Origin of the sequence: Jiangella ureilytica, from assembly GCF_004348545.1 — a bacterium.
GTDB lineage: Bacteria > Actinomycetota > Actinomycetes > Jiangellales > Jiangellaceae > Jiangella > Jiangella ureilytica.
In genome coordinates, this window is the sequence record NZ_SMKL01000032.1 from 39,376 (window position 1) to 62,161 (window position 22,786).

The following is a 22,786-nucleotide window of genomic DNA, read 5'->3' on the forward strand; positions in this document are numbered from 1 at the left end:
TCCGCAGTGGCGTCCAGCGTCGCGACCCTGGCTGAAGGCTCGATGAGGACAACCTGAAGACGGCTCTCAGGTCGTCCTCATGTCCGCATCATGGTGCCGGTGGATGGTCGATACGCCAACCAGTTTCCAGCATGGGACCACAATGCGCGTTCGATCGCTGCTCGTCGCCACCGGGCTCGGCGCCGCCGGACTCGGCGGTGCCGGCATGGTGGGCGGGCTTCTCATGGACGACCCCGACCGGACGTTCGAGCCCATCCGGGTGGGCGTGTCCGTCAGCGGGACGACGGCCACGCCGCCGGCCGAGGTGCCGGGGTCGCAGGCGGTCCAGGGCCTGGAGCAGCTGGTGGGCGAGCTGCGTCCCGGCGACGAGGCGGACGACTGGTACGTCGCCGGCGTCGAGGTCGACTTCGGGCCTGAGGCCTGGCTGTTCTCCGGCCCCGCCGTCGACGACTTCGACCGCGACGGCCGGACCGAGCCGGTCCTGACCGAGCTGCACGACCTCGACGGCACCGAGGTGACGCTCGGGGTCCGCTACGAGCCCGACGACGAGCGCGACGACGCCGACGTGTTCACCGTCAACGGCGTCACCTACCGCGACGCCACCGGGGACACGCCCTGGCAGACCGACATCCAGTCGCTGGTCGACCACGTGACGATCTCCACCACGGCCGCCCTCGCCGTGGGTGAGGGCGCCCGCGTCGTCGAGGTCGAGTGGAACACCGAGGACGGCTGGGGCGGCTGGGAGGTCGACGTCGTCAGCCGCGACGGCGCCGAGTTCGACGTCTTCCTCGACGCCACCGGCGCCGTCGTCGACATGCACCCCGGCGGCTGACCACGCCGGCGGACCGCCCTCCCGTTCCCGGCGACGGTCACCCGATCGCGGGCGGTGAGGCCGGTGTTCCGGCGCAGCTCGCGCTCTTCGTCACGGCAGCCGCGCTGCGGCGCGCCTGGTCCGGCCCCTGCCGGTCAGGAGCGGCGCCCCGCTCGCGCGTCGCGGGCGGTGAGTGCCGCCTCGACGGCGTCGGCGAGGTGCTCGTGGTAGGCCGGCCGGTCCTCGGCCTGCCTGCGCAGGAGCCGCCGCAGCGCGCGGCCGGCGCCGGTGACGTGGACGCTCGTCCCGTGCCGTTCGGCCTCGGCGTGGGCGGCGGTCAGCGCGCGCAGCACCGCCGGCGCCGGGAGCCGCGCCCGCGACAGCTCGACGACGACATGGTCGGCGGCCACCAGGCCGGCAAGGGCGGGCGCGAACGCCGCCAGGTCGGCGGCCTCGAAGGTGCCGCTGAGGCGCACGATCACGCAGCCGCCGAGCCGCTGCGTGGAGACGGATCCGGCGGACGGCCCGGCCTGGGACGGGTCGACAGGTGGGGAGACTGTCACTCCAGACCTGTTCCCCGCGCCGGCGGATCCATGCCGCGGGGTCGGTTCTCGTCGCGGGCCAGGATGGTCTCGAAGCCCGCGATCAGCGCCGTCACCGTGACCTCGATGCGGCTCTCGACGGTCACCGGTCCGTCGGCGAGCGCCGCGGCGACGACCGGGAGCCCGTCGGCGGCGATGAGGACGGCGTCGGGCGGCGTCGCCGCGGCGCCGTCGGCGGCGAGGTGCTGGCCGACGACGGCCGAGGCCACGGCGTAGATCAGGTGCAACGCCGTCCGGGGCGCGAATCCGGCGTCGCGCAGGACGCGGAGCAGGCTCTCGAGGACGACCAGGGTCGCCGGGGTGACGGCCGGCCGGGTCGCGAAGAGGATGACGGCGCCGGGGTGCCGGTTCAGGCCGCGGTGCAGCTCGTCGGCATGGGCGGCGACGACCTCCTGCCAGGACGCGCCCGCGCGCGGCGGCCGCAGCGACTCGGCGAGGACGTGCTCGACGATGGCGTCCTCGAGCCCCTGCTTGTTCCGGACGTGGTGATAGAGCGTCATCGCCTCGACGCCCAGCTCGGCGGCCAGCTTGCGCATCGACAGCGACGCGACGCCGTCGCGGTCGGCCAGCCGGACCGCCGCCTCGAGCACATGGCCGCGGGTGAGCCCCGCATGCCTGCCCTGCACCCGCGCCTTGCCCACGCGAGACCTCCTTGCATCACTTACGACGTAAGACTATCATCGACGGCATGACATACACCGTAAGAGATGGGAGCCCGCCGTGACAGTGCAAACCGGAACTCGCACGACCCGGCCGCGCACCACGCGCGCCCTGCAGGCGGGCGTGGTCCTCCAGGTGGTCTGCCTCCTGCTGCCGCTCCTCGACCTCTGGATCTTCGGCACGATCGAGCGGCACGTCGAGGCCGCCTACCCCGAGTGGGGGCCCGACGACGTCGCCGTCGACCGCAACGCGATCGCGATCACCCTGGCCGTGGTCGGCGTCCTCGGCCTGCCAGGCTGGGCCGGCGCGCTCTGGGCGACCCGGCGGAACACGGGCCTGCGCGCTACAGTGACGACGCTCTTCGCGCTCGGCATGGTGACGCTGCTCTCCGTCGCCGCGATGGGCGGCGAGCCCTACGACCGGTACGTGCCGCTCTGGCTGGGCACCACCACGCTGCTCCTGCTCGCCGTGCCCGGCGTCGCGGCTGTCGTAGCCGTGTTCCGCGAGGCGGGCGACCGCCGCTGAAAGGAGACCAAGGATGCCGACCTATCTGGTCACGCAGGCGCTGACCGGCCCGCAGTGGGACCCCGGCACGCCATTGGAGGAGCAGACGGACTGGGCGGCGCACCTCGACTTCGTGACCGGGCTCGCCGAGCGGGGCGTCATGCTGCTCGCGGGGCCGCTGGCCGGCGGCCGGCTCATCCTGCAGGTCGTCGAGGCCGAGTCCGAGGACGCCGTCCGCGCGATCGTCGGCGCCGACCCGTGGAACGACAGCCACCTGCGCACCACCTCGGTGCAGGAGTGGATCCTGCGGGTCGACCACCGCCGCACGTCGTCGGCCTGACGGCCTCAGCCCTCGGCTGCGGGCTCCACCCGCGCGCGAGCCCCGGCCGACGCCGTCGCCCCTGCCGTGGCCGCAGCTGACGCCGTCGCCGTCACGACCGCCGCCGCCGGTCCGCGGTCCTTCGCCGGGCCGTACAGGGCGCGGCCGGGCCGCGCGCCGGTGAGGGCGCCGTCGCGCAGCACCGCCGTCCCCGACACGAAGACGTCGTCGACACCCTCGGCGAACTGACGAGGGCGCTCGAAGGTGGCCGGGGCGAGGCTGCGCTCGAGCGAGAAGACGATGACGTCGGCCACCGCGCCGTCGCGCAGGACTCCGCGATCGGGCAGGCCGAGGCGCTGGGCGGGGAACGACGACATCTTGCGGATCGCCTCGGGCAGGCTGAGCAGCCGCTCCTCGCGAACGAAGTCGGCCAGGACCCGGGTGAAGCAGCCGTAGGCGCGCGGGCTCGGGGCCAGGCCGATGAAGACGGAGTCGCTGGCGATCATGCCGAGCGGGTGGCAGACGAACTTCCACAGCGTCATCGCGTGCGGGCTGGGCCGCGTGAACGTGGCGCCCGGGTTGGCCGCCACGAGGCCGCAGACGGCAGCGCCGAGCGAGCTGCCCAGCGTGCTGACGACCTCGCTCAGGTACCAGCCCTCGAAGCGGTCCCACTCGGGGCTGGTCAGGTAGCCCAGCCGTAGGTCGGAGAACGGAGCGCTGGCGACGTACTGCCGGGCCGCACCGCTGGCTTCGATCTCGGCGGCGATGCGGTCACGGGTCCCGCCGTCGGCGAGCCGTTCGCGGAGCCTGTCGGGGCCGCCCTCCTGCGCCCAGAGCGGCAGCAGCCGGCTCAGCCGGGTGCCGCCCCACTCGTAGGTGTAGGTGTCGAAGGTGACGTCGAGGCCGGCGTCGCGCTCGTCCTGCAGCAGGTCGAGCATGCGCTGCGCCCCGCCGGCGTACGACGCGCGGGCGGACCGAGAGAAGTGCGTGACCTGCAGCGGAGCGCCCGACCGGCGGGCGATGTCGACCGCCTCGCGGAACGGGTCGAGGTAGGTGTCGCCCAGGCCGTAGCGGACGTGGGTGTGGTACATCCCGCCCAGCTCGGCCGCCTCGGCCGCCAGCGCGACCAGCTCGTCGGTCGTGGCGTGCGCGCCGGGCGGGTAGTCCAGGCCGGTCGACAGCCCGAAGGCGCCGTCGTACATCGCCTCGCGGACCTGGGCCCGCATGCGGTCGAGTGCGGCGCCGTCGGCGACGCCCGGCTCCCAGCCCAGCGCGTTGACCCGCAGCGCCGTGTTGCCGACCATCGTCGCGACGTTGACGGCGACGGCGCGGTCGTAGGTGGCGAGCTGGTCGGCGATGGAGCGCCAGCCCAGCGGCTCGGCGGGGAGCCCGGCGATGCCGGCGTTCTGCTCCGCGAACGCGCTCAGGTCGGCCGGCCGGTCGTACGGCGCGTAGGAGAGGCCGTCGACGCCGATGACCTCGGTGGTGACGCCTTGGCGGATCTTCATCTCCAGGTCGGGGTCGCCGAGGAGCACGAGGTCGGAGTGGCTGTGCAGGTCGATGAGGCCGGGCGCGACGAGGCGGCCGGTGGCGTCGACGCGCTCGCGGGCCGGCACGTGCTCCGTCGAGCCGCGCAGCAGCGTCACCCTGCCGTCCCGGAAGCCGACGGCGGCCGTGAAGGCCGGGTTGCCGGTGCCGTCGACGACGGTGCCGTGCTCGATGAGCACGTCGAAGGGGGCGCTCACCGGGTGCCGCCCAGGTCCAGGACGAAGCGGGGCTCGGAGCGGTCCAGCTCGTCCAGCCGCAGCCGCGGGCCGAGGCCCGGTGACGGGTCCACCCGCCAGACGCCGCCGTCGACCCGCGGCGGGTTCTCGACGTAGCGCTCCCAGTACGGCGCCTGCTCGGGCGTGATCATCGACTCGCTCATGAGGAAGTTCGGCAGGGTGGCCGACAGCTGCCAGGTCGCCGCGCTCTGCAGTGGCCCGAACGGGTTGTGGAAGGCGACGGAGACGCCGTGCGTCTCGGCGAGCGTGGCGATCTTCTTCGCCGCCGTCAGCCCGCCGCAGATGCCGACGTCGGGCTGGGCGACGGCGACCGAGTGCTGTTCGATGAAGGGCGCGCTGGAGAGGTGGTTGCCCCAGCGCTCCCCCGCCGCGATGGGCGTGCTGACCCGGCTCGACACCTCGCGCAGCCAGTCCGGGCGCTCGTAGGGCACCGGCTCCTCGATGAACGTGAGGTCGTACGGTGCCAGCGCCTCGGCCAGCCGGATCGAGTTCGCGACGTTCAGCCGGCCGTGGCAGTCGACCATGAGGTGGACGTCGGGGCCGGCGGCCTCGCGGGCGGCCTCGAAGAACTCGGCGATGTAGCCGAAGATCCATGGCGGCAGCAGCTCGGTCTCGGTCTGGCGGGCCGGGACCAGTTGGCCGTGCTCGTGGTGGACGCTGGTCACCTTCTCGTAGAACCCGGGCAGCGTCGTCTTGACGGCCCGGAACCCCGCGTCGACCCGGGCGCGCACCGTCGCCGCCAGCGCGTCCGGCGACTCGCCGGCCCTGGCGTGGGTGTAGACCAGCACCTCGTCGCGGAACGCGCCGCCGAGCAGTCGGTGCACGGGCACGCCCAGCACCCGCGCGTTGAGGTCCCACAGCGCCATGTCGATGGCGCTGATGCCGATGGTCAGCAGCGTCCCCCCGAGGAACGCGTCGCGGTACATCCGCTCGCTGAGCTGCTCGATCCGAGTCGGGTCCTGACCGCGCAGCTCGTCGCCGAGCTCCTCGAGCAGCGCCACGATCGACCGCGTCCGCCGCCGCATGGCGACCTCGGCCTCCCCGACCGCGCCGTCGTCGGTCTCGACCCTGACGTACACGGCGTTGTAGAAGCCGAAGTCCACCGGCCACGAGCGAATTCGATCGATCCTCATGGGCACCTCCTTCCTAGAACCTAGGACTTAGGTGTTTACTTAGCAAGTACTGCACTATGCTCGTGGCTGACCTGCCCCGTAGTGGTGGAGAGGATGTGACGCGACAGTGGCGCGATCCGGCACAGAGGTGGACGGGCCCGCGCCCGCCGCGCGCGACGACCGCCTCACCCGTCGGCTGTCCGACCACGGCCGCCGCGTCCCCCTCGGGGTCCAGGTGGCCGAGCGCATCCGCGCCGACATCTCCAAGGGCGGCCTGCAGCCCGGTGACGAGCTGCCGTCGGAGTCCGAGTACGGCGAGCGCTTCGACGTCAGCCAGCGCGTGGTCCGCGACGCGCTGCGCACCCTCAACAACGAGGGCATCATCTCGACCCGGCAGGGCAAGCGCGCCGTCGTCGGCAGCCTCCGCCCGGCCGCCATGGGCAACTACATCCGCTTCCTCGTCGACACCGACCCCGCGGCCATCGACGAGCTGATGGACTTCCGCGCCCTGCTCGAGGGGCACGCCGCCCGGCTGGCCGCCGAGCGCGCCTCCGACGACGACATCGCCGAGATGAAGCGCGCCCTGAACCGGGTGCTCGAGACCGGCGACGACCTCGAGGCGCGAGTCCCGGCCGACCTGCGCCTGCACGAGCTGATCTCGCAGTCCTGCGGCAACCGGCTGGTCGACAGCATGCTGCAGGTGCTGTCCGAGACGCTGGCCGAGGAACGACGACGAGGCGCGCAGATCACGCGGTCGAAGGGCATCGGGCACGACGAGACCAACCAGCAGCACGTCGCGCTGGTCGAGGCCATCGCCGCCCGCGACGGCGACGCCGCCGAACGGCGCGCGGTCGAGATCGTCCAGCGGGCGCTGGGCTACTGGTCCGCGGCCGCCCGCCATGACGGGTCCTGACGGCTCCTGGCTGACGCCGCGGGCCGTCGCGAACCGCGGTTCCAGTCCGCTGACCGGGACGGGCGCGCCGCCGCGCGCCGCCGCGTCGTGGTCCACCGGCGCCGACGTCCGCCAGGTCGCGGAGTTCACCGGGCCGGACGGGGCGCCGTGTGTCCTGGTGCTGGCCGGCGCGACGCTGCAGGCGTGGACGTGGGACGGGGCGCTGATGTGGTCGGACGGGACGTCCGCGGTGACGCGGGTCCTGCACGTGCGCGACGGGACCGCTCTCGTGTTGTCGGGCGAGCGGCTGGTGCGGCGGATCGCATCGTCGACCGGCGCCGAAACCTGGCGCGACGCGGCCCCGGACGGGACGAACCTGTCCGGGCCGGGGTCGTCGAAACTGGCCCGTGTGGGCGGGCGGACGCTCTGGTTCACCGCGCCCACCTACGCGACCGCCGTCACGTGCCGCGAGCTGCTGCCCGACGGCACTGTCGACACACTGTGGGTGCGCGACTTCGGCGGCCACTACGACACCGGCTTCGGCCCGGTCATGGTGGTCGCCGACGTGCTCGGCGGCGGCGTGCCGCAGCTGCTGCTGTCGACCCGCACCGGCTCGGACTACGGCACCGGAGACGACGACGTCAGCAGCGAGCGACTGGTGCTCGGCCGCGAGGACGGCCGGCTGCTGCAGGTCGTGCTCGACATCTCGACCGGCGCGACGGTGACCGAGGTCGCCTACCGTCCCGACCCCGGCGACTACCCGTGCGCCCGCCCGTACGGCCTGCTCACAACGGCGTCTGGGCCGGGCGGGCGCGTCGTGGTCATGGTGAGCTGCCAGGTCGAGGAGTACTACGCCGTCACCCGGGTCGGCGGCGGCGAGCTGTCGCGGGCGTGGGGGCGGTTCGTCGAGAAGGACTGGCCGCACGACGCCCAGGAACTCCGACCACAACTCACCTCCCTCGTCGAGCGGCCGGGCGCGAACCCGTGGCTGGTCACCGGCCACCACGACGGCGTCACCTGGAGCACCGTCGTCGACGACGCCGTCACCGGCGCGCGCGTGCGGTCGCTGCCCGGCCACTACTTCTGGGGCACGCACGACGGCGGCCGGCTCGCGATCGTCTCCCCGGCGACCACGCGGACGCTGACCGGGCGGGAGCCGACGCTGGCGGTGCGGCTGGACGACTGGGGAGTCGTGCGGTCGCACGACGGTCACCCGGTGGTGTGCGGCACGGATGAGCTGCCGGCCGACGTGTCGTTCCACGCCGAGCGGCGGTCCGTGGTCGGCCTCGCCGGCGGGCTGATGACGCGGCGTCCGGACGGTGCGGCGGCCCTGTGGTCGCCGGCTTCCGGCGCGACGGTGACCCTGCCCGTGGGCGACACGGTCGCGGCTCATCCGAGTGCCGGCGGCGCCGTCGTGCTGGTGACGGGCGACGGTGCGTTGCATCGGGTCAGGCCCGATCTGTCTCCGGGTGGCGTGGTGCGGCCGGCCGGGCGCCGGGCGCAGGCGCTCGTCGTCACCGACCACGACCGGCCGGTACTGGTGCTCGACGGCGAGCGCTCCAGTAGGGCGATCGAGCTGGACGGGGTTGCGCGCGCCTTGCCGGGCCGGGTCGTGGCGGCCGCGCGCGAGCCGTCCGGTGCCGCCGTCGTCGCCTGTCTCGAGGACGACGGCGTGAGCTGTCACCGTCTCGGCGACGGTGCCGTGGCGGGTGCGGTCCGCACTGCCGGCCGGCCGACTCATGCGGTGCTGTTCGACGAGGCGCGGCTGCTGCTGGTGGCCGCCCGGACCGGCGTGCATACCGCGACCATCGGCGTCCACCGCCTGGACGGCGAGCCACTCTGGACCGATCCCGACCAGGGCCCGCACCCGAACCTCCCCGCCGTCGCGCGGGATGCCGACGGCCGCCGGCTGGTCGCGTACGACGATCACGGCCAGCTCACTGTCCGCGACGCTCTGACGGGCGAGGTGCTCGCGAAGGACGACTGGACGGCCGCCTACACGACACCCGTGCGGGTGGATGATCCCGCCGGCTGGCTGCGGGTGGGCGGGATCCACGGCGTCGACGCGGTGGACGAGGCCGGTGTCGTTCGCTGGCGGCGGGGTGCACCCCTGTGGACGTACCACCCCGGCGAGGCGGCGCTCGCGGGTTCCGTGCTCGGGTGTGTGACGCGCGACGGCCGGTTGGACGCCTTCGCAGTCGGCGACGGACGGGTGGTGTGGAGCGTCGAGCTGGGGGCGGTCGCACATCGGGCGCCGCTGGTCGCGGTGACGCTCGGGGGTGGCTGGAGCTTCGTGGCCGGGACCGCCCGGGGCACGCTGGTCGCCATCGACGCGGTGAGCGGGCAGCGGCTCGAATGGTCCGTGGAGCTCCGCGTCGCCGTCGAGACCCTCGCCGTCGGTGACTTCGGCGGGCCTCGCCTGCTGGCCGGGACCGCCGACGGCGTCGTCCACGCGATCGCGTTCTGACGCATTCCGGTCCCGGCCTCGGTCGGGTTCCGCCGGGCCGCTGGCCGGGGACACCCTCGCCCGGGCGTGGAACGGGTATGGACGGCGCAAATCGCCTCATGATAGGACCTAGGTCATGTAACTAAGGTCCTAGGTCCTGTGGTAAGGAGCCCGCCATGCCACGTCGTCACCTGTTCCGGAACGTCATCGCCGCGGTCGGCACCCTTGCGACCACCGCCGCCGGGCTCGGCCTCACCGCCGTCCCGGCCCATGCCGTCGACCCCGAGGACGGCACCGTCATCCAGCTCTCCGACGGAAGCTACCTGCCGATCGTGCCCGTCACCGGGCACTCCCCCGTCGAGGCCGTCGGCTACCGAGTCAGCGGTGGGCAGTTGCGCGCCTACGACCAGGACGGCGTCCAGCTGTGGGCGCGTTCCACCACCGGCACGCAGTTGTCCGGCGGCTACGACTTCGACGCCGACGGCTGGCCGGACGTCGCCGTCGTGATCTCGGCCAGCGCCGGCAGTACCTGCGGCGTCTCGCCCCTCACCACCACGACGCTGCACTTCTACCAGGGCGCCACCGGCACCCAGCACACGCCGCTGAGCCCGCTGAGCGACATCTGCTGGTCGTTCCCGGGCACGACCCCGTACCCGACGCACCAGTGGTCGGAGCTCGCACCGCTGTGGGGTGACGAGACCAGCACGCTGTTCACGTCGCCCTACTACGCGACGACGTCGTGGTACCTCGGGTTCGCGAGCGGGTCGTTCACCACGGCCGGCGCGCTCTACTACCCGTCGACGTCGTCGTACGACGCCACGTACACGAACGCACAACCCAACACCTACCCCACCGGTACCGACTACATCCAGTACGCGCACGTCGCGAACGGCCTCGTGACCTCCGTATCCGGACAGAACCGGGCCGTCTTCTGGACCAGCGGCCGCGTGCTGCAGTACGCGATCGGCGCGCTGAGCAGCAGTCAGCTGGTCGCCGACCGGCCGTACCTGACCGGCGGGCGCACCGACATCGCCGGGCGCAACTACGGTCTGGTCGCCGTCGACCCCGGCAGCCCGAACTCGATCGTCCTGCTGGCCGGCACGAGCAACTACTCGCTCTACCAGGACGCGATCACCGGCACCCAGTCCTACGACGTCTGGGGCGGCATCGAGCGGCACGTGTCGATCTACAACGCCGCCGCGAACACCGTCCAGGACCGGTTCTTCAGCTACGCCCACGACAACAACGACGGGCACCGCTACCAGAACCGCGTCTCCTACCCCGCGCACCCGTTCGTCCGGCGCGCGGGCGCCTCGCGGCTGGCCTACAACGTGTTCCGCGACGGCCGCTGGCGCCTGCACGTCAGCCAGGCCGGCTCCACGACCTCGCTGTACGAGCTCGACGACGTCTTCCTGTGGGACATCGCCGACCTCGACGGCGACGGCACGCCGGAGTGGCTGATCAGCCCGACCCGTTACGGCACCGACCCGCTGGGCCCGGCCTACTACTTCCCGAAGTGGCAGACCGGCGCCTACCACTGGGACGAGACGGCGCTGACCCTCACCAGCATCGCCTCCTTCCCCGGCGTCATCCCGCATCTGCAGAAGTCGTTCACGACGGCGAACACCACGAGCAGCGACGGCTCCCTGGCGAGCGTGCCGATCGTCGCCGACTCCGGCGGGCTCGAGTTCCTGGTGCGCACCAGCGCCGGAGCCGTGGAGCGCCGCACCCTCTGACCCGCACGCGACCCACGCAACGATCGGAGACCCGAGATGCCCCCCGTACGTCGCCGAACGTTCATCGCCGGCACCGCCGGCACCGCCGCCCTGGCCGGCCTCCCCGCGATCCCCGGCCTGTCCGCGACCGCCACGGCGGTCACCGGCGGCGGCCAGATCACCCCCGGCCAGTGGTCACTCCCCCGCGCCGACGCCCGCAACACCGGCCACCAGCCGCTCCCCGGCGGCCTGCGCCGGCAACCGAAGGTGGTGGCCAGCGCCTACCTGGGCGGGTCGACGCCGTGGGTCATGGCGGCCGACCTGGACAGTGACGGGTCGACGTCGCTGCTGTTCCTGACTGCGGGCTCGGTCGTCGCGACCGGCCCGCGGCTGGAACCGCGCTGGTCCGCACCCGGCCTGTCCCCCGCCGACATCGCCGGCGTCTACGACCTCGCCGGCGACGGCGGCCGCCAGGTGGTCGTCATCGGCACGACGACGGTCGCGGCGCTCGACGCCGCGACCGGCGAGCTGCTGTGGTCGCACGACTTCGGCGCCGTCGTCGCGTTCGACTGGATGAGCATCGGGCCGGTCGCCGCCGGCGTCGCCGGGCAGCAGATCGTCGTCTGGCCGTACCTGAGTCCCGTCGGCATCGCGTTCGCCTTCGACCGCGGCGTCGCCGGCGGCTACGAGCTGTGGCGGACGTCGCCGGACTACGTGCAGCCCGCCTACGCGCCCGAGCTGGTCATCGGCGACGCCGACGGCGACGGCCGCACCGAGCTGGTCATCGCCGGCTACGGCCAGATCCTGGCGTACGACGGCGCCACGGGCGCGCTGCGCGACACCGGCAGCGGCTGGCGCGGCCGCGCCGACTGGATCACCGGACCGAACGTCGACGGCCGCAACTACGGCCAGGTGCAGCTCATCGAGCTCGACGGCGACGGACGGCTGGAACTGGTCGAGGTGTGCGACGGCGTCACGCTGCACGCCGCGGTCGTCGACAGCGACGCCACCGGGCTCTCGCTGCTGTGGGACGAGTTCGTCGAGTATCCCGAGAGCGGCAAGTCGCTGCGCACCACCGTCAACGGCGTCGGCGACCACGACGGCGACGGCCGGGTCGAGATCGCGGTGTCGCTGTTCAACCACACCGGCGACGGCCGCTGGCACGTCGTCGTCATCGACGCGCTGCAGGGATTCGCCGGCCCGGTCAAGGCCGACCTCGTCGACCGCTATCTGTGGGGCGTCCAGGACCTCGACGGCGACGGCCGCAGCGAGCTGCTGGTCGCCGTCACGACCGACCAGACCCCGCCCGCCGTCGCCGAGCTCGAGCTGTACGCGCTCGACGACGCCGGCGCGTGGGCCCGCACGTGGTCGCTCGCCGACGCGCAGTACGTCATGGACCCGCACTCGCCGGTCCCGGCGACGCTCAGCCCGCACTCGCGCACCGGCCGCTCCGAGGTGCTGCGGCCCGGCCCGCTGGGCTCGTTCGTCGTGCGCGCCGGCGGCGAGCTGCGCGGCTTCACGTTCGCCGGTGGCGCCGTCACGCAGACCTGGACCCGGACCGACGACGGCGGCGTGCTGCACCGGGCCGGCGATCTCGACGGCAGCGGCACGGCGACGGTGCTCTACCAGCTGCCGTCGGGCGAGCTGCAGGCGGAGGACGCCGCCGGCACGGTGCTCGGCAGCACCCGGCTCGGCGCGCTGGTCTGCGACCCGATCGTCGCCGACCTCGACGGGCGCGGCCGCAGCAGCGTCATCGTCAGCGCGTTCGACGAGATTCGCGTACTCGATCTGCGCGGCAAGACGTTCAGGGAGCGCTGGCGGGTGCCCGGCCGCGGCGAGTACGTCTACCTGGGCGGGCTGCAGTCGGCGACGGCCGCGGACCTCGACGGCGACGGCCGCGCCGAGGTGGTGTTCGTCGACGCCGCCGGGCCCCGGTCGCGGCTGCGCGTGCTCGACGGCGCCGGCCACGAGGTGTGGAGCCACGTCTTCGACGACCTGCCCGCGCCGACCTTCGTGGGCCCCAACGGCGTGTACCTGTGGACGTTCGGCGACTTCACCGGCGACGGACACCTGGACGTCTACGTCGGGGCGAACAAGGCCGGCTACAACACCGAGGTCTCGCGGTTCCTCGACGGCCGCGACGGCACGCTGCTGGCCGGCCGCGACAACGACGGACCCGGTCACGCGGGCGGGCAGTTCGGCCCGTGGGTCGGCCCGCCGGCCGCCGCGGACACCGACGGCGACGGCGTCGACAACGCGTTCTTCCTGGCCGCCGACCTGCTCTACGACGTGAACGGGACCGACGTCGCTGACCCGGGGATCGTCCAGGGCCACGTCGGGCTCTACCACACCCCGATCCTGGTCGACGTCGACGGCGACGGCGCCCTGGAGGTCGTCCTGGCGGCCGGGTTCGACTACCTCGACGTCGTCACGTTCGCGTCGTCGCCGTCCGGCAGCACGCTCTGGCGGGTCGCCACCGTCCCCGGCGCCCACCTCGGCCGCCAGCCCGGCATCGCCGACGTCGACGGCGACGGCGTGGTCGAGCTCGGGGTCCTGCTGAACGACGGGACCTTCGAGTGCCGCAACGCCGCGACCGGCGCGCTGCTGTGGACACACGACCTGGGCGCCGCCGGCAGCGCCGTCACCACCGTCGACGCCGACCGCGACGGCAACCCCGAGTTCGTCGTCGGCACCGTCGACGGCCGGGTCGTCTGCCTCACCTCGGACGGCGGGCGGGCGCGGATCGTGTGGACGGTCGAGCTCGGTCACAAGCTCGGCGACGTGGTCGCGGCCGACGTCGACGGCGACGGCCGCAGCGAGCTGCTCGTCACCGCCGACGACGGCTACCTCTACGTGATCGCCTGACCCCACCTCGTTGATCGTGGAGTGGCTGCAGGGTTCCGGTCCGGAAGGGTCCGATCGATTCCGCGGTCACTCCACGATCGACGTGGGTCAGGAGTGCGGAGGGAGGGCGCCGGACTCGAGGGCGGCGAGGACGCGGGCGGCCGGCAGCACGTCGGCCGCCTGCACCGCCGGCGGCGGGCCACCGGCGACGGCGTCGAGGAAGGCGCGGTCCTGGGCGGTGACGGCGTCGAACTGCACGGTCGCGACGTCGCCGCCGTCGAAGACGACCTCGCCGTTCTCGCGCAGCACGGGGCCGTCGACCAGCAGCGTCCGCTCGGGCGCGATGACCAGGAAGTCGCTGACCGCCTCGCGCGAGTGGTACGAGATCGCCACCGACGCCAGCCGGCCGTCGTCGGTCACGAAGGCGCCGGCCACGTCCATGGGCGCGCCGCTGCCGGGCCAGGCCGGGCCGGCCGTCCCGGTGACCGTCACCGGCGTGGGCGGGCGCAGGTGCCAGAGCGCCGCGTCGACGGCGTGGCCGCCGTGGTGCCAGACGGCGCTGTCGGTCCAGTCGCGCGGCTTGCCGGTCCAGCCCATGTCGGTCTGGCGCAGCATGAGCTGGCGCACCACCACGAGCGAGGGCAGGGTGCCGGTCGACTCTAGCCGGTCCTGCAGCCGGCGGTGCGGCTCCCAGTAGCGCAGCGTGTGCCCGACGGCGGCGACGCGGCCCGCGCGTGCGGCGGCCGCCGCGACAGCCGACGCCTCGTCGGCGGACAGGCCGGCCGGGATCTCGCAGAGCACGGGCCGGCCGGCCTCCAGCACCGCCACCGACTGCGCCGCGTGCAGGTGGCTCGGGGTCGCGATGATGACGGCGTCGACGTCGTCGTCGGCGAGCAGGTCGTCCAGCGCCTCGTAGGTGCGCCGGACCCCGTGCGCCGCCGCGAACTCCGCCAGCTCGTCCGGCTTCGGCCCGGCGACGGCGACCGGCGTGACGCCGAGCCGGGCCAGCGCCTGCGCGTGCACGTCACCGATCGCTCCGGGGCCGACGATCGCCACCCCGCCCGAGAAGCTCATCGCGCTCCCTCCGTCGCCGACGACACGGTGGCCGGCAGCCCGAACACCCGAGCCGCCGTGCCGCCGAGCACGCCGGCCGCCTGCTCGGCGTCCAGGCCCCAGTGCGAGAGCGCCAGCTCGACGGCGGCGTCGTACTCCCCCGCGGCGAGGCCGGCCCGGTTCCAGTCGCCGCTCCACATGATCCGCTCCGGCCCGAACGCGGCCAGCAGGCGGTCCAGGTACGGCCGCGCGTCGGGATACGGGTACGCCGTGCCGGCGTTGGCGAAGAAGCCGGACCACATGACGCTGACGTTCGGCAGCTCGGCCAGCTCCAGCAGCCGCGGGAACGCCTCGACGTCCGGCGAGCCGGGACCGTACCGGAACCAGCCCAGGTGCTCGAGCCGCACGTGCAGCCGTCGCCGCTCGGCCACCACGGAACGCAACCGCGACGACACGACGTCGGCGAACGGACCGGTGAGGCTGACGACGGCGCCGGCGTCGTCGAGCACGTCGAACACGGCGTCGCCGCTGCCGTCCGGGAGGCCCGACGGCGCCACCCGCAGGCCGGCGAACCCGGCGGAGAGCAGCGCCGCGGCGTGCTCGGCGGTCTCGGCGATCGCGACACCGGCGAACCGCGCCGGCTCGGACCGGACCGCGTCGAGCAGGTACCGGTTGTCGGTGGTGCCGAGGTGCTGGACGAGCACGGCCCCGGCGATGTCCGACGCCGCCATGGCCGCCCGGTAGTCCTCGATGGGGGCGTACTTCGGCGGCCCGGTGTGGACGTGCGCGTCGACGACGGGCGGGCGCATCACGCGACGTCCACCGTGGCGCAGGCGGCCCGGAAGTCCTCCGCCGTCGCGGTGTAGCCGACGTTGCACTCGATGTGCCGGATCGCCAGGAAGTTGGCCCAGCCGCCCTCGCGGGTCTCGGGGAACTCGAACGTCGACACGCAGTCGCGCAGCACGACGACGCGGTAGTTGCGGTACAGCGCGTCGGTGACGGTGGTGCCGAGACAGACCCGGCTGTCGAACCCGACGACGACCAGGTTGCGGACGCCGCGGTTGCGCAGCGCGCTGTCGAGCCCGGTCTCGTGGAACCCGCTGTAGTACTGCTTGCGGATGAGCACGTCGTCGTCGTCCGGGGCGATGACCTTCGAGTGCTCGAGGATCGGCGTCGGCGCCTTCCACGCGGTCAGCACGTCGACGTCGCAGACCCGCTGCGACATGTTGCGCCACTCGTTGCCCTCGTCGATGCCGGGCGACAGGTAGTTCGTCAGGTAGACGGTGGGCAGCCCGACCGCGCGCGCCGCGTCCTTCACCGGCCGGATCTTGTTCCGGACGATGTCGCGGGTCGCCTCGTCGACCTCGTAGATGCCGTCGAGCCCCTCGGGCACCTCGTCGTCGAAGCCGGCGCCGTAGACGTCGACGATGAGCAGCGCGGTGTCGTCGAGCCCCAGCTCCAGCTCGTCCTCGGCGTGCCCGAGCGGCGAGTCGATGGTCGGGTACAGCCGGTAGTAGCGGCCGGGCAGGCGCAGCGTCATGGTCGGTCGTCCTCCTCGACGGTGGGGGCGTCCGCCCGGTCGCGGACGGCGTGCCGGTACAGCGCCTGGGTGCCCAGGTCGCCGCCGCCGGCGCCGGACAGCCAGCGGTAGCGCTCGCGGGCGGACCGGCCGGCGGCGAGGTCGAGCCCGTGCTCGTCGCCCTCGGCCAGCGCCAGGGCGAGGTCCTTGATCATGTGGTCGACCTTGAAGCCGGGCGCGAGATCGCCCCGGATCAGCCGCGGCCACATGAACTCCAGCAGCGGGCCGGTGCCCAGGCCGCGTCCCACGACGCCGGCGACGACCTCGGGGTCCAGCCCCAGCGCCTCGCCCAGGGCCCAAGCGTCGGCGATGCCCCCGGCGATCCCGCCGATGAGCAGCTGGTTCACCAGCTTCACGCTCTGCCCGGTGCCGGGCCCGCCGATCAGCACCGGAGTTCCCAGCACCTCGAACGCCGGCCGGGCACGCGCGAACGCCTCGGGCGAGCCGCCGGCCATGATCGTCAGGGTGCCGGCCGCCGCGCCCATGGGACCGCCGGAGACCGGGGCGTCCAGCGCGGCCACACCGCGTTCCGAGCCCGCGGCGGCGAGCCGGCGGGCCAGCTGCGGCGGGCTGGTGGACATGTCGGCGACGACGGCGGGCGGCGCGGCCGCGGCGAGCAGCCCGGACGGGCCCAGGACCGCAGCCTCGACGGTGTCCGGGTCCGGCAGCACCGTGATGGCGAGGTCGGCGCCGTCGCCCGCCGCCGCCGCGGAATCCGCCCACGATGCGCCGGCCGCCAGCACCGCCTCGGCGCTCTCCTTGCGCCGCGAGTGCACCGCGACCTCGTGCCCCGCGTCGACCAGCCGCTGGGCCACGGGCCGGCCCATGAGGCCGATCCCGACGACTGCGATCCTCACCCGACCTCCTCCGAGACGACCGACACGTGCGAGCCCGGCGGCGACGGCGTTCCGGCCGTGCCCTCGGCCGCCTCCGCGAAGTGACAGGCGACGGCCGACCCTCCGGCCGCAGTCCGCAGCACGGGCCGCTCCGTCAGGCACCGCTCCGGCCGGCCCAGCCGCACGTGCAGCGGGCAGCGGGCAGCGTAATGGCACCCGGTGGCCAGCGCAGGCGACGGCTCCGCGCCCGCCACCGCTGCCGCCGTCGACTCCCCGCGGTCGGGTGCAGCCTCCGGCGCGTCGCCGGTCGCCTCGGCCAGGCCGGTCGCGGCGCTGTCGCGCTCGCCCAGGCCGGGCACCGCCGCGATGAGCCTGCGCGAGTACGGGTGCAGCGGGCTCTCGAGCAGCCGCTCGCGCGGCGCGACCTCGACCAGCCGTCCCTGGTAGAGCACCGCGATGCGCTCGCACAGGAAGTAGACCGCGCGCAGGTCGTGGCTGATGAACAGCAGCGACAGCCCCAGCTCGCGGCGCAGCCGGGCGAACAGGTTCAGCACCTGCGCCTGCACCGACACGTCCAGCGCCGAGACCGGCTCGTCGGCGACGATCAGCCGGGGCGACAGGCTCAGAGCCCGGGCGATGCCGATGCGCTGGCGCTGCCCGCCGCTGAACTGGTGCGGGTAGCGTCCCAGCATCGACGGGTGCAGGCCGACCCGCTCGAGCAGCTCGCCGAGCGCGGCGTCGCGGCCGCCCGGCGTCGGCAGCCCGTGGATCTCGTACGGGTCGGACAGGATGTCGCGAATCCTGCGCCGCGGGTTGAACGCGTGCTGGGTGTTCTGGAAGATCATCTGGACGGTGCGCCGATACGCGAGCTGGTCGCGGCCACGCAGGGCGCCGATGTCGCGGCCCTCCACCCGCACCGTGCCGGCCGTGGGCGTCAGCAGCTTCGCCACCACCCGGCCGAGCGTCGTCTTCCCGGAGCCGCTCTCGCCCACCAGCGCCACCGATTCGCCCGCGGCGATGGTCAGCGACACGTCATCGACGGCGAGGTGGCTGCGGCGGCCGGGCAGCAGCGCGCGGCGGGCGCCGAACTCGTGCGACACCGACTCGATCGACAGCAGCGGCTCGCTCATCGCCCCGCCCCCACCCGGTCGGCCTCCGACGGGAAGTGACACGCGACGTGCAGCGCCCGGCCTTCGGCGCTGCCCGGCCACGCCGTCGTGCACTGCTCCGGCTCGCCCAGCTCGGCGAAACGGCGGCAGCGGGCGTGGAACCGGCAGCCCTGCGGCCAGGCGGCGGGGTCCGGCGGCATGCCCGGCACCGTCTCGAGCTGCTCCGGCGGCACCCCGCCCAGCGGCGGAATGCTGCCGAGCAGGGCTGCGGTGTACGGGTGCCGCGGGGCCGTGAGCACCTCGTCGACGCCACCCTGCTCGACGACCTGGCCGGCGTACATCACCACGACCCGGTCGCAGATCTCGCGGACCGTGCTGATGTCGTGCGTCACGAAGACGATGGCCGTGCCCAGCTCGTCGCGCAGCTGCACCAGCAGCCGCAGGATCTCGGCCTGGATCGACACGTCGAGGGCGGTGGTGGGCTCGTCGGCCAGCAGCAGCATCGGCTCGTTCTGCAGGCCCAGCGCGATGGCCGAGCGCTGCTGCATGCCGCCGCTCAGCTCGTGGGGGTACGCGGCCAGCGCCTGCTCCGGGCGCGGCAGCCGGGCCCGTCGCAGCGCGTCGAGCGCCCGGCCGCGGCGCTGCTGGGAGTTCAGCTCGGGCCGGTGGGTGCGCAGGCTGAGCCGCAGCTGCTTGCCGACCCGGGCGACGGGGTTCAGCGCGGCACCCGCGTCGGACGGGATCAGCGCCACCTGCCGGCCGCGCAGCGACCGCAGCACCGACGGGTCGGCGCCGCGCAGGTCGCGGCCGGCGAAGGTGATGCTGCCGTCGACGACGCGGCCACCCGACGGCAGCAGGCCGAGCAGCGCGAGCAGGGTCAGGCTCTTGCCGCAGCCGGACTCCCCCACGATGCCGACGATCTCGCGCTCGCCGACCTCGAACCCGACGCCGTCGACCGGCCGTGAGACGCCGGCGCCGTGGCCGAACTCCACGGCGAGGTCGCGCACGCTGAGCAGCGGCTGGTCGGTCATGTGCTGGCCCCCTGCGGGTCGAGCCGGTCGCGCAGGACGTCGGCCATGATGTTGATGCCGAGGACGACCAGCAGGATCGGGACGCCGGCGATGACGCCGATCCACGGATGGCTGAGGACGAAGCCGCGCGACTGCGCGAGCAGCGAGCCCCACGACGCGTCGGGCGGCTGCACGCCCAGCCCGAGGAAGCCGAGGCCGGCCTCGTCGAGCACGGCGAAACCGAGCAGCACCGTCGTCTGGACGATGAGCAGTGGCAGCAGCGCCGGCACGATCTCCTTGCGGATGATCCGCCACCGCCCGGCGCCGATCACCCGGGCGGCGTCGGTGTAGGCGAGGTCGCGGACGCCGACGACGGCACTGCGCACCAGCCGCGCGTAGAACGGCCAGAACGCCAGCCCGAGCGCCAGCATCGTCGTGGTGAACGACGGGCCGAAGATCCCGACGATGCCGATGGCGACCAGCAGCGTCGGGATGGCGAAGAACAGGTCCACCACCCGCATGACGGCGAGGTCGACCCAGCCGCCGAGGTACCCGGTCAGCAGCCCCAGCGGGACGGCGATGGCCGACGCCAGCGCCACCGTGCCCACCGCGATCAGCATCGTCATCCGCCCGCCGACGGCCATGCGGGTGAACAGGTCGCGGCCGAGGTCGTCGGTGCCGAACCAGTGCTCGGCCGACGGCCCGGAGAACCGCGCGTCCAGATCGGTGGCGTTCGGGTCGTACCCGGAGACCAGCGGCCCGACCAGCATGAACAGCGCCAGGAGCCCCAGCAGCCCGCCTCCGACGAGCAGCTTCCAGCCGCGTCTGACCCGGGGGCCGTCGGCGGTCGCGGCGACCACCGCGACGGCGCTCACGTGAGCCTCACCCGCGGGTCGAGCAGGCCCTGCAGGACCTCGGCCACGACGTTCACGACGATGAAGATCGCCCCGTAGACCAGCATCAGCGCCTGGATCATCGGGTAGTCGCGCTCACTGACGCCGGCCGCGACCAGCCGGCCCATGCCGGGCCAGTTGAACAGCTCCTCGACGACGATCGAGCCGGCCAGCAGGAACCCGACGGTGAGCGCGATCGCCACGATGAGCTGCGGGAGCGAGATCCGCAGCACCACGGTGCGGGCCACCGTGGCCTCCGGCAGGCCCTGCGCCCGGGCGTAGGAGACGCTCGGCTCGCCGCCGGTCTCGACGACGGCGGTGCGGGTCAGCCGGGCGAGGTACGGCGCGATGGCCAGCCCCAGCGTCAGGGCCGGCAGCACCAGCAGCCGCAGGTTCTGCGCCGGGTCGACGTCGAACGGCACGTAGCCCTGGCTCGGCAGCCAGCCCAGCTGCAGCGCCAGCAGCAGCATGAGCAGCGTCCCCAGCCAGAACCCGGGGGTCGCCAGGCCGACCAGCGTCGCCCCCGTGATGACGTTGTCGGCGCGGCTGCCGCGCCGGAACCCGGCGTACAGCCCGGCCGGGATGGCGAGGGCCAGTCCGACCAGCAGCCCGCCGAGCGCCAGCTCCAGCGTCGCCGGGATGCGGTCGATCAGGATGTCCGACACCGGCATGCGCGACCGGTACGACAGCCCGAAGTCGCCGGTCACGACGTTGCCCAGCCAGCTCGTGTACTGCTGGTACCAGGGCTCGTCGAGGCCGAGCTGGTCGCGCAGCCGCGCGACCAGCTCCGGATCGCTGTTCACCCCGAGCATCGCGGTCACCGGGTCGCCCGGGATGACCCGGACGTAGGCGAAGGCCAGGATGCTCAGGCCGAACAGCAGCGGGACGGCGAGCAGGAGGCGTCGCAGGATGTACTGGACCACCGGCACCTCCCTCCCTGGACGGCAGTGTGCGTCACTCGCTCAGCGTCGCTTCCACCAGGGTGTACGAGTCGGCGTCGACGCCCGGCCTGTAGTTCTGCACGCGCTGCGTCATGCCGACCTGCGGCCACTGGTAGCCCACCACGAGCATCGGGAGCTCCTCGGCCTGCCACTCCTCCAGCTCCTTGATGATCTGGATGGAGGTCTCCTCGTCGACCTGCTGCGCCTCGGTGACCTTCGCGTTGATCTCGGGGTCGTCGAGGTGCGTGGTCAGCGCGGTGAGCGAGCCGCCGGTGGCGAACCAGTTGGCGTACAGGTCCATCGAGTCGGCCGCGCCGGCGCCGCCGTGGTACATCGTGAACGTGCCGGCGGAGACGTCGCCCCAGTAGGCGGCCGGGTCGTACTTGCTCGGCGTGACCTCGATGCCGACCTCCTGCAGGTTCTGCTGCAGGATCTGGACGTGGCACTCGGCGGCGGGCCAGTTGCCCTCGTACGGGACCTCGAAGGCCAGCGGCGTGCCGTCCTCGACGCCGTCGACGCCGTCGGCCACCCGGGTGCCGCCACCCTCGGGCTCGACCCAGCCGGCCGCGTCGAGCAGGTCGGCGGCCTCGGCCAGCGCGTCCTCGCGGTCGTCGGCCCGGTAGGTGTTGATCTCCTCGTAGGCCGGGTCCCACGGGCGCAGGATGTTGCCGTAGGTGACGCCGCCGGTTCCGAACCAGCAGGCCTCCTGCTTGCCCTCGCGGTCGACGGCCCAGGCGACGGCCTGGCGCACGTCCTTGCTGTCGAACGGCGCCTTGGTCCGGTCCCAGCCCCAGAACAGCGGGGCCAGCTGGTCGGACTGCACGATCTGCAGGGTGCCCTCGGACTTCAGCCGCTCGGCGTCGGAGTAGGCGACGCTCGCGACGTCGGCCGAGCCGGACTCGAGCGCGGCGGCGTTGGCCGTGGGGTCGTTGTTGAACGACACTTGGATGGTCGCGATGCCCGGCGGCTTGAAGTAGTGCTCGTTGGCCGTGAACGTCATCTGGCTCTTGGGCGTGTACTCCGACAGCGTCCACGGGCCCGACGTCACGGTCGGCATCGTGAAGTAGTCGGGGTCGGCGCCGACGGCCGCCTCGGAGAGGATCGCCGCGTTGGCCGGCCGCCCGACCAGCGCCGGGAACGTGCTCATCGGCCCCGACAGCGTGAACGTCACGGTGGTGTCGTCGACGGCCTCGACGGAGGTCAGCGTGGCCAGCTGCGCCTGCAGCGCTTCGCCGGTCTTCATGCGGTCGAACGAGAACTTCACGTCGGCCGCGGTGATGGGCGAGCCGTCGCTGAAGGCGATGCCGTCGCGGAGCGTGAACGTGTAGACGGTGCCGTCGTCGGACACCTCCCACGACTCCGCCAGCGCCCCGACGATCTCGCCCTCGCCGTCGCGTTCGGTGAGGGTCTCGTACATCATCGCCATCGGGACGCGGGAGGCGTCGGCGAACGCGGTGGACGGGTCGAAGCCCTGCGTGGGCTCGACGCCCAGCATGCGCAGCGGCCCGGCGGACTGGCCGCCGGTGGCGCCGTCGCCGCCCTCGCCCGCGGCGGGCGACTCGGACGAGCCGCCGCCACAGCCGGCGAGCGCGACCGCGGTCACCAGGCCGATGACCAGGACTTGGAAGTGATGACGCTTCGGCATCGCGCGCTCCTTCAGGTGGTCGATCCGCCGG

At 73.6% G+C, this 22,786-nt stretch carries 20 protein-coding genes; 7 read left to right on the forward strand and 13 right to left on the reverse strand.

Annotated features, from left to right (window positions below; genetic code table 11):
- Positions 1–142: 142 nt before the first annotated feature.
- Positions 143–832 carry a PepSY domain-containing protein gene (locus E1212_RS15505; protein ID WP_131983999.1) on the forward strand — a complete coding sequence of 230 codons (690 nt, stop codon included), beginning with the start codon at positions 143–145 and terminating at the stop codon, positions 830–832.
- Between the two features lie 134 nt (positions 833–966).
- On the opposite strand, the gene E1212_RS15510 is transcribed toward E1212_RS15505, so the two are convergent.
- Positions 967–1,293, reverse strand: coding sequence for an STAS domain-containing protein (locus tag E1212_RS15510; protein ID WP_162605490.1), 327 nt, complete (start codon positions 1,291–1,293; stop codon positions 967–969).
- A gap of 77 nt (positions 1,294–1,370) precedes the next feature.
- Positions 1,371–2,054, reverse strand: a complete 684-nt coding sequence (locus tag E1212_RS15515; protein WP_131984003.1) for a TetR/AcrR family transcriptional regulator C-terminal domain-containing protein — start codon at positions 2,052–2,054, stop codon at positions 1,371–1,373.
- Positions 2,055–2,133: 79 nt separating this feature from the next.
- Between E1212_RS15515 and E1212_RS15520 the strand changes: the two genes are divergently transcribed.
- Both E1212_RS15520 and E1212_RS15525 read left to right on the forward strand, forming a co-directional pair.
- Complete coding sequence (locus E1212_RS15520; protein WP_131984005.1) at positions 2,134–2,598, forward strand: hypothetical protein; 465 nt, start codon at positions 2,134–2,136, stop codon at positions 2,596–2,598.
- Between the two features lie 13 nt (positions 2,599–2,611).
- Positions 2,612–2,917, forward strand: a complete 306-nt coding sequence (locus tag E1212_RS15525) for a YciI family protein (RefSeq protein WP_131984007.1) — start codon at positions 2,612–2,614, stop codon at positions 2,915–2,917.
- 5 nt (positions 2,918–2,922) lie between these two features.
- Here the strand turns inward: E1212_RS15525 and E1212_RS15530 are convergent, their stop codons facing one another.
- Positions 2,923–4,641 carry an N-acyl-D-amino-acid deacylase family protein gene (locus E1212_RS15530; RefSeq protein ID WP_162605491.1) on the reverse strand — a complete coding sequence of 573 codons (1,719 nt, stop codon included), beginning with the start codon at positions 4,639–4,641 and terminating at the stop codon, positions 2,923–2,925.
- Complete coding sequence (locus E1212_RS15535; protein WP_131984011.1) at positions 4,638–5,813, reverse strand: mandelate racemase/muconate lactonizing enzyme family protein; 1,176 nt, start codon at positions 5,811–5,813, stop codon at positions 4,638–4,640. The genes E1212_RS15530 and E1212_RS15535 overlap by 4 nt, the downstream gene beginning before the upstream one ends.
- Before the next feature lie 106 nt (positions 5,814–5,919).
- Here E1212_RS15535 and E1212_RS15540 point away from each other — a divergent pair, with 106 nt between their 5' ends.
- The 4 genes from E1212_RS15540 (at position 5,920) to E1212_RS15555 (ending at position 13,710) form a co-directional block, all read left to right on the forward strand.
- Positions 5,920–6,705, forward strand: coding sequence for a FadR/GntR family transcriptional regulator (locus E1212_RS15540; RefSeq protein WP_131984013.1), 786 nt, complete (start codon positions 5,920–5,922; stop codon positions 6,703–6,705).
- Positions 6,692–9,151, forward strand: coding sequence for an outer membrane protein assembly factor BamB family protein (locus tag E1212_RS15545; protein WP_131984015.1), 2,460 nt, complete (start codon positions 6,692–6,694; stop codon positions 9,149–9,151). The genes E1212_RS15540 and E1212_RS15545 overlap by 14 nt, the downstream gene beginning before the upstream one ends.
- 155 nt (positions 9,152–9,306) lie before the next feature.
- On the forward strand, positions 9,307–10,866 hold the full coding sequence (locus E1212_RS15550) for a hypothetical protein (protein ID WP_131984016.1): 1,560 nt from the start codon (positions 9,307–9,309) through the stop codon (positions 10,864–10,866).
- A 36-nt stretch (positions 10,867–10,902) separates the two neighbouring features.
- Positions 10,903–13,710 (forward strand): FG-GAP-like repeat-containing protein, encoded by a 2,808-nt coding sequence (locus E1212_RS15555; RefSeq protein ID WP_131984018.1) that lies wholly within the window; start codon positions 10,903–10,905, stop codon positions 13,708–13,710.
- 87 nt (positions 13,711–13,797) lie between these two features.
- Here E1212_RS15555 and E1212_RS15560 read toward each other — a convergent pair whose 3' ends face one another.
- From E1212_RS15560 to E1212_RS15600, 9 genes are read right to left on the reverse strand one after another with little or no spacing between them, the layout of a single operon-like run.
- The gene (locus E1212_RS15560; protein WP_131984020.1) at positions 13,798–14,763 is read right to left on the reverse strand and encodes a Gfo/Idh/MocA family protein; all 966 of its coding nucleotides are present in this window, start codon (positions 14,761–14,763) and stop codon (positions 13,798–13,800) included.
- Complete coding sequence (locus tag E1212_RS15565) at positions 14,760–15,551, reverse strand: amidohydrolase family protein (protein ID WP_238992358.1); 792 nt, start codon at positions 15,549–15,551, stop codon at positions 14,760–14,762. The genes E1212_RS15560 and E1212_RS15565 overlap by 4 nt, the downstream gene beginning before the upstream one ends.
- A complete protein-coding gene (locus E1212_RS15570) occupies positions 15,551–16,282 on the reverse strand; it encodes a cysteine hydrolase family protein (RefSeq protein WP_131984024.1) in 732 nt (243 codons plus the stop codon). The genes E1212_RS15565 and E1212_RS15570 overlap by 1 nt, the downstream gene beginning before the upstream one ends.
- Entirely contained in the window at positions 16,279–17,178 is a 900-nt protein-coding gene (locus E1212_RS15575; RefSeq protein WP_131984026.1) for an NAD(P)-dependent oxidoreductase, read from the reverse strand. Before E1212_RS15575 ends, E1212_RS15570 begins: the two co-directional genes overlap by 4 nt.
- Positions 17,175–18,287, reverse strand: a complete 1,113-nt coding sequence (locus E1212_RS15580; protein WP_131984028.1) for an ATP-binding cassette domain-containing protein — start codon at positions 18,285–18,287, stop codon at positions 17,175–17,177. The genes E1212_RS15575 and E1212_RS15580 overlap by 4 nt, the downstream gene beginning before the upstream one ends.
- Entirely contained in the window at positions 18,284–19,297 is a 1,014-nt protein-coding gene (locus E1212_RS15585) for an ABC transporter ATP-binding protein (RefSeq protein ID WP_131984030.1), read from the reverse strand. The genes E1212_RS15580 and E1212_RS15585 overlap by 4 nt, the downstream gene beginning before the upstream one ends.
- Positions 19,294–20,151, reverse strand: coding sequence for an ABC transporter permease (locus E1212_RS15590; RefSeq protein ID WP_131984032.1), 858 nt, complete (start codon positions 20,149–20,151; stop codon positions 19,294–19,296). Before E1212_RS15590 ends, E1212_RS15585 begins: the two co-directional genes overlap by 4 nt.
- The gene (locus E1212_RS15595) at positions 20,148–21,092 is read right to left on the reverse strand and encodes an ABC transporter permease (protein WP_131984034.1); all 945 of its coding nucleotides are present in this window, start codon (positions 21,090–21,092) and stop codon (positions 20,148–20,150) included. Before E1212_RS15595 ends, E1212_RS15590 begins: the two co-directional genes overlap by 4 nt.
- A 31-nt stretch (positions 21,093–21,123) precedes the next feature.
- Entirely contained in the window at positions 21,124–22,755 is a 1,632-nt protein-coding gene (locus E1212_RS15600; RefSeq protein WP_131984036.1) for an ABC transporter substrate-binding protein, read from the reverse strand.
- Positions 22,756–22,786: the final 31 nt, after the last annotated feature.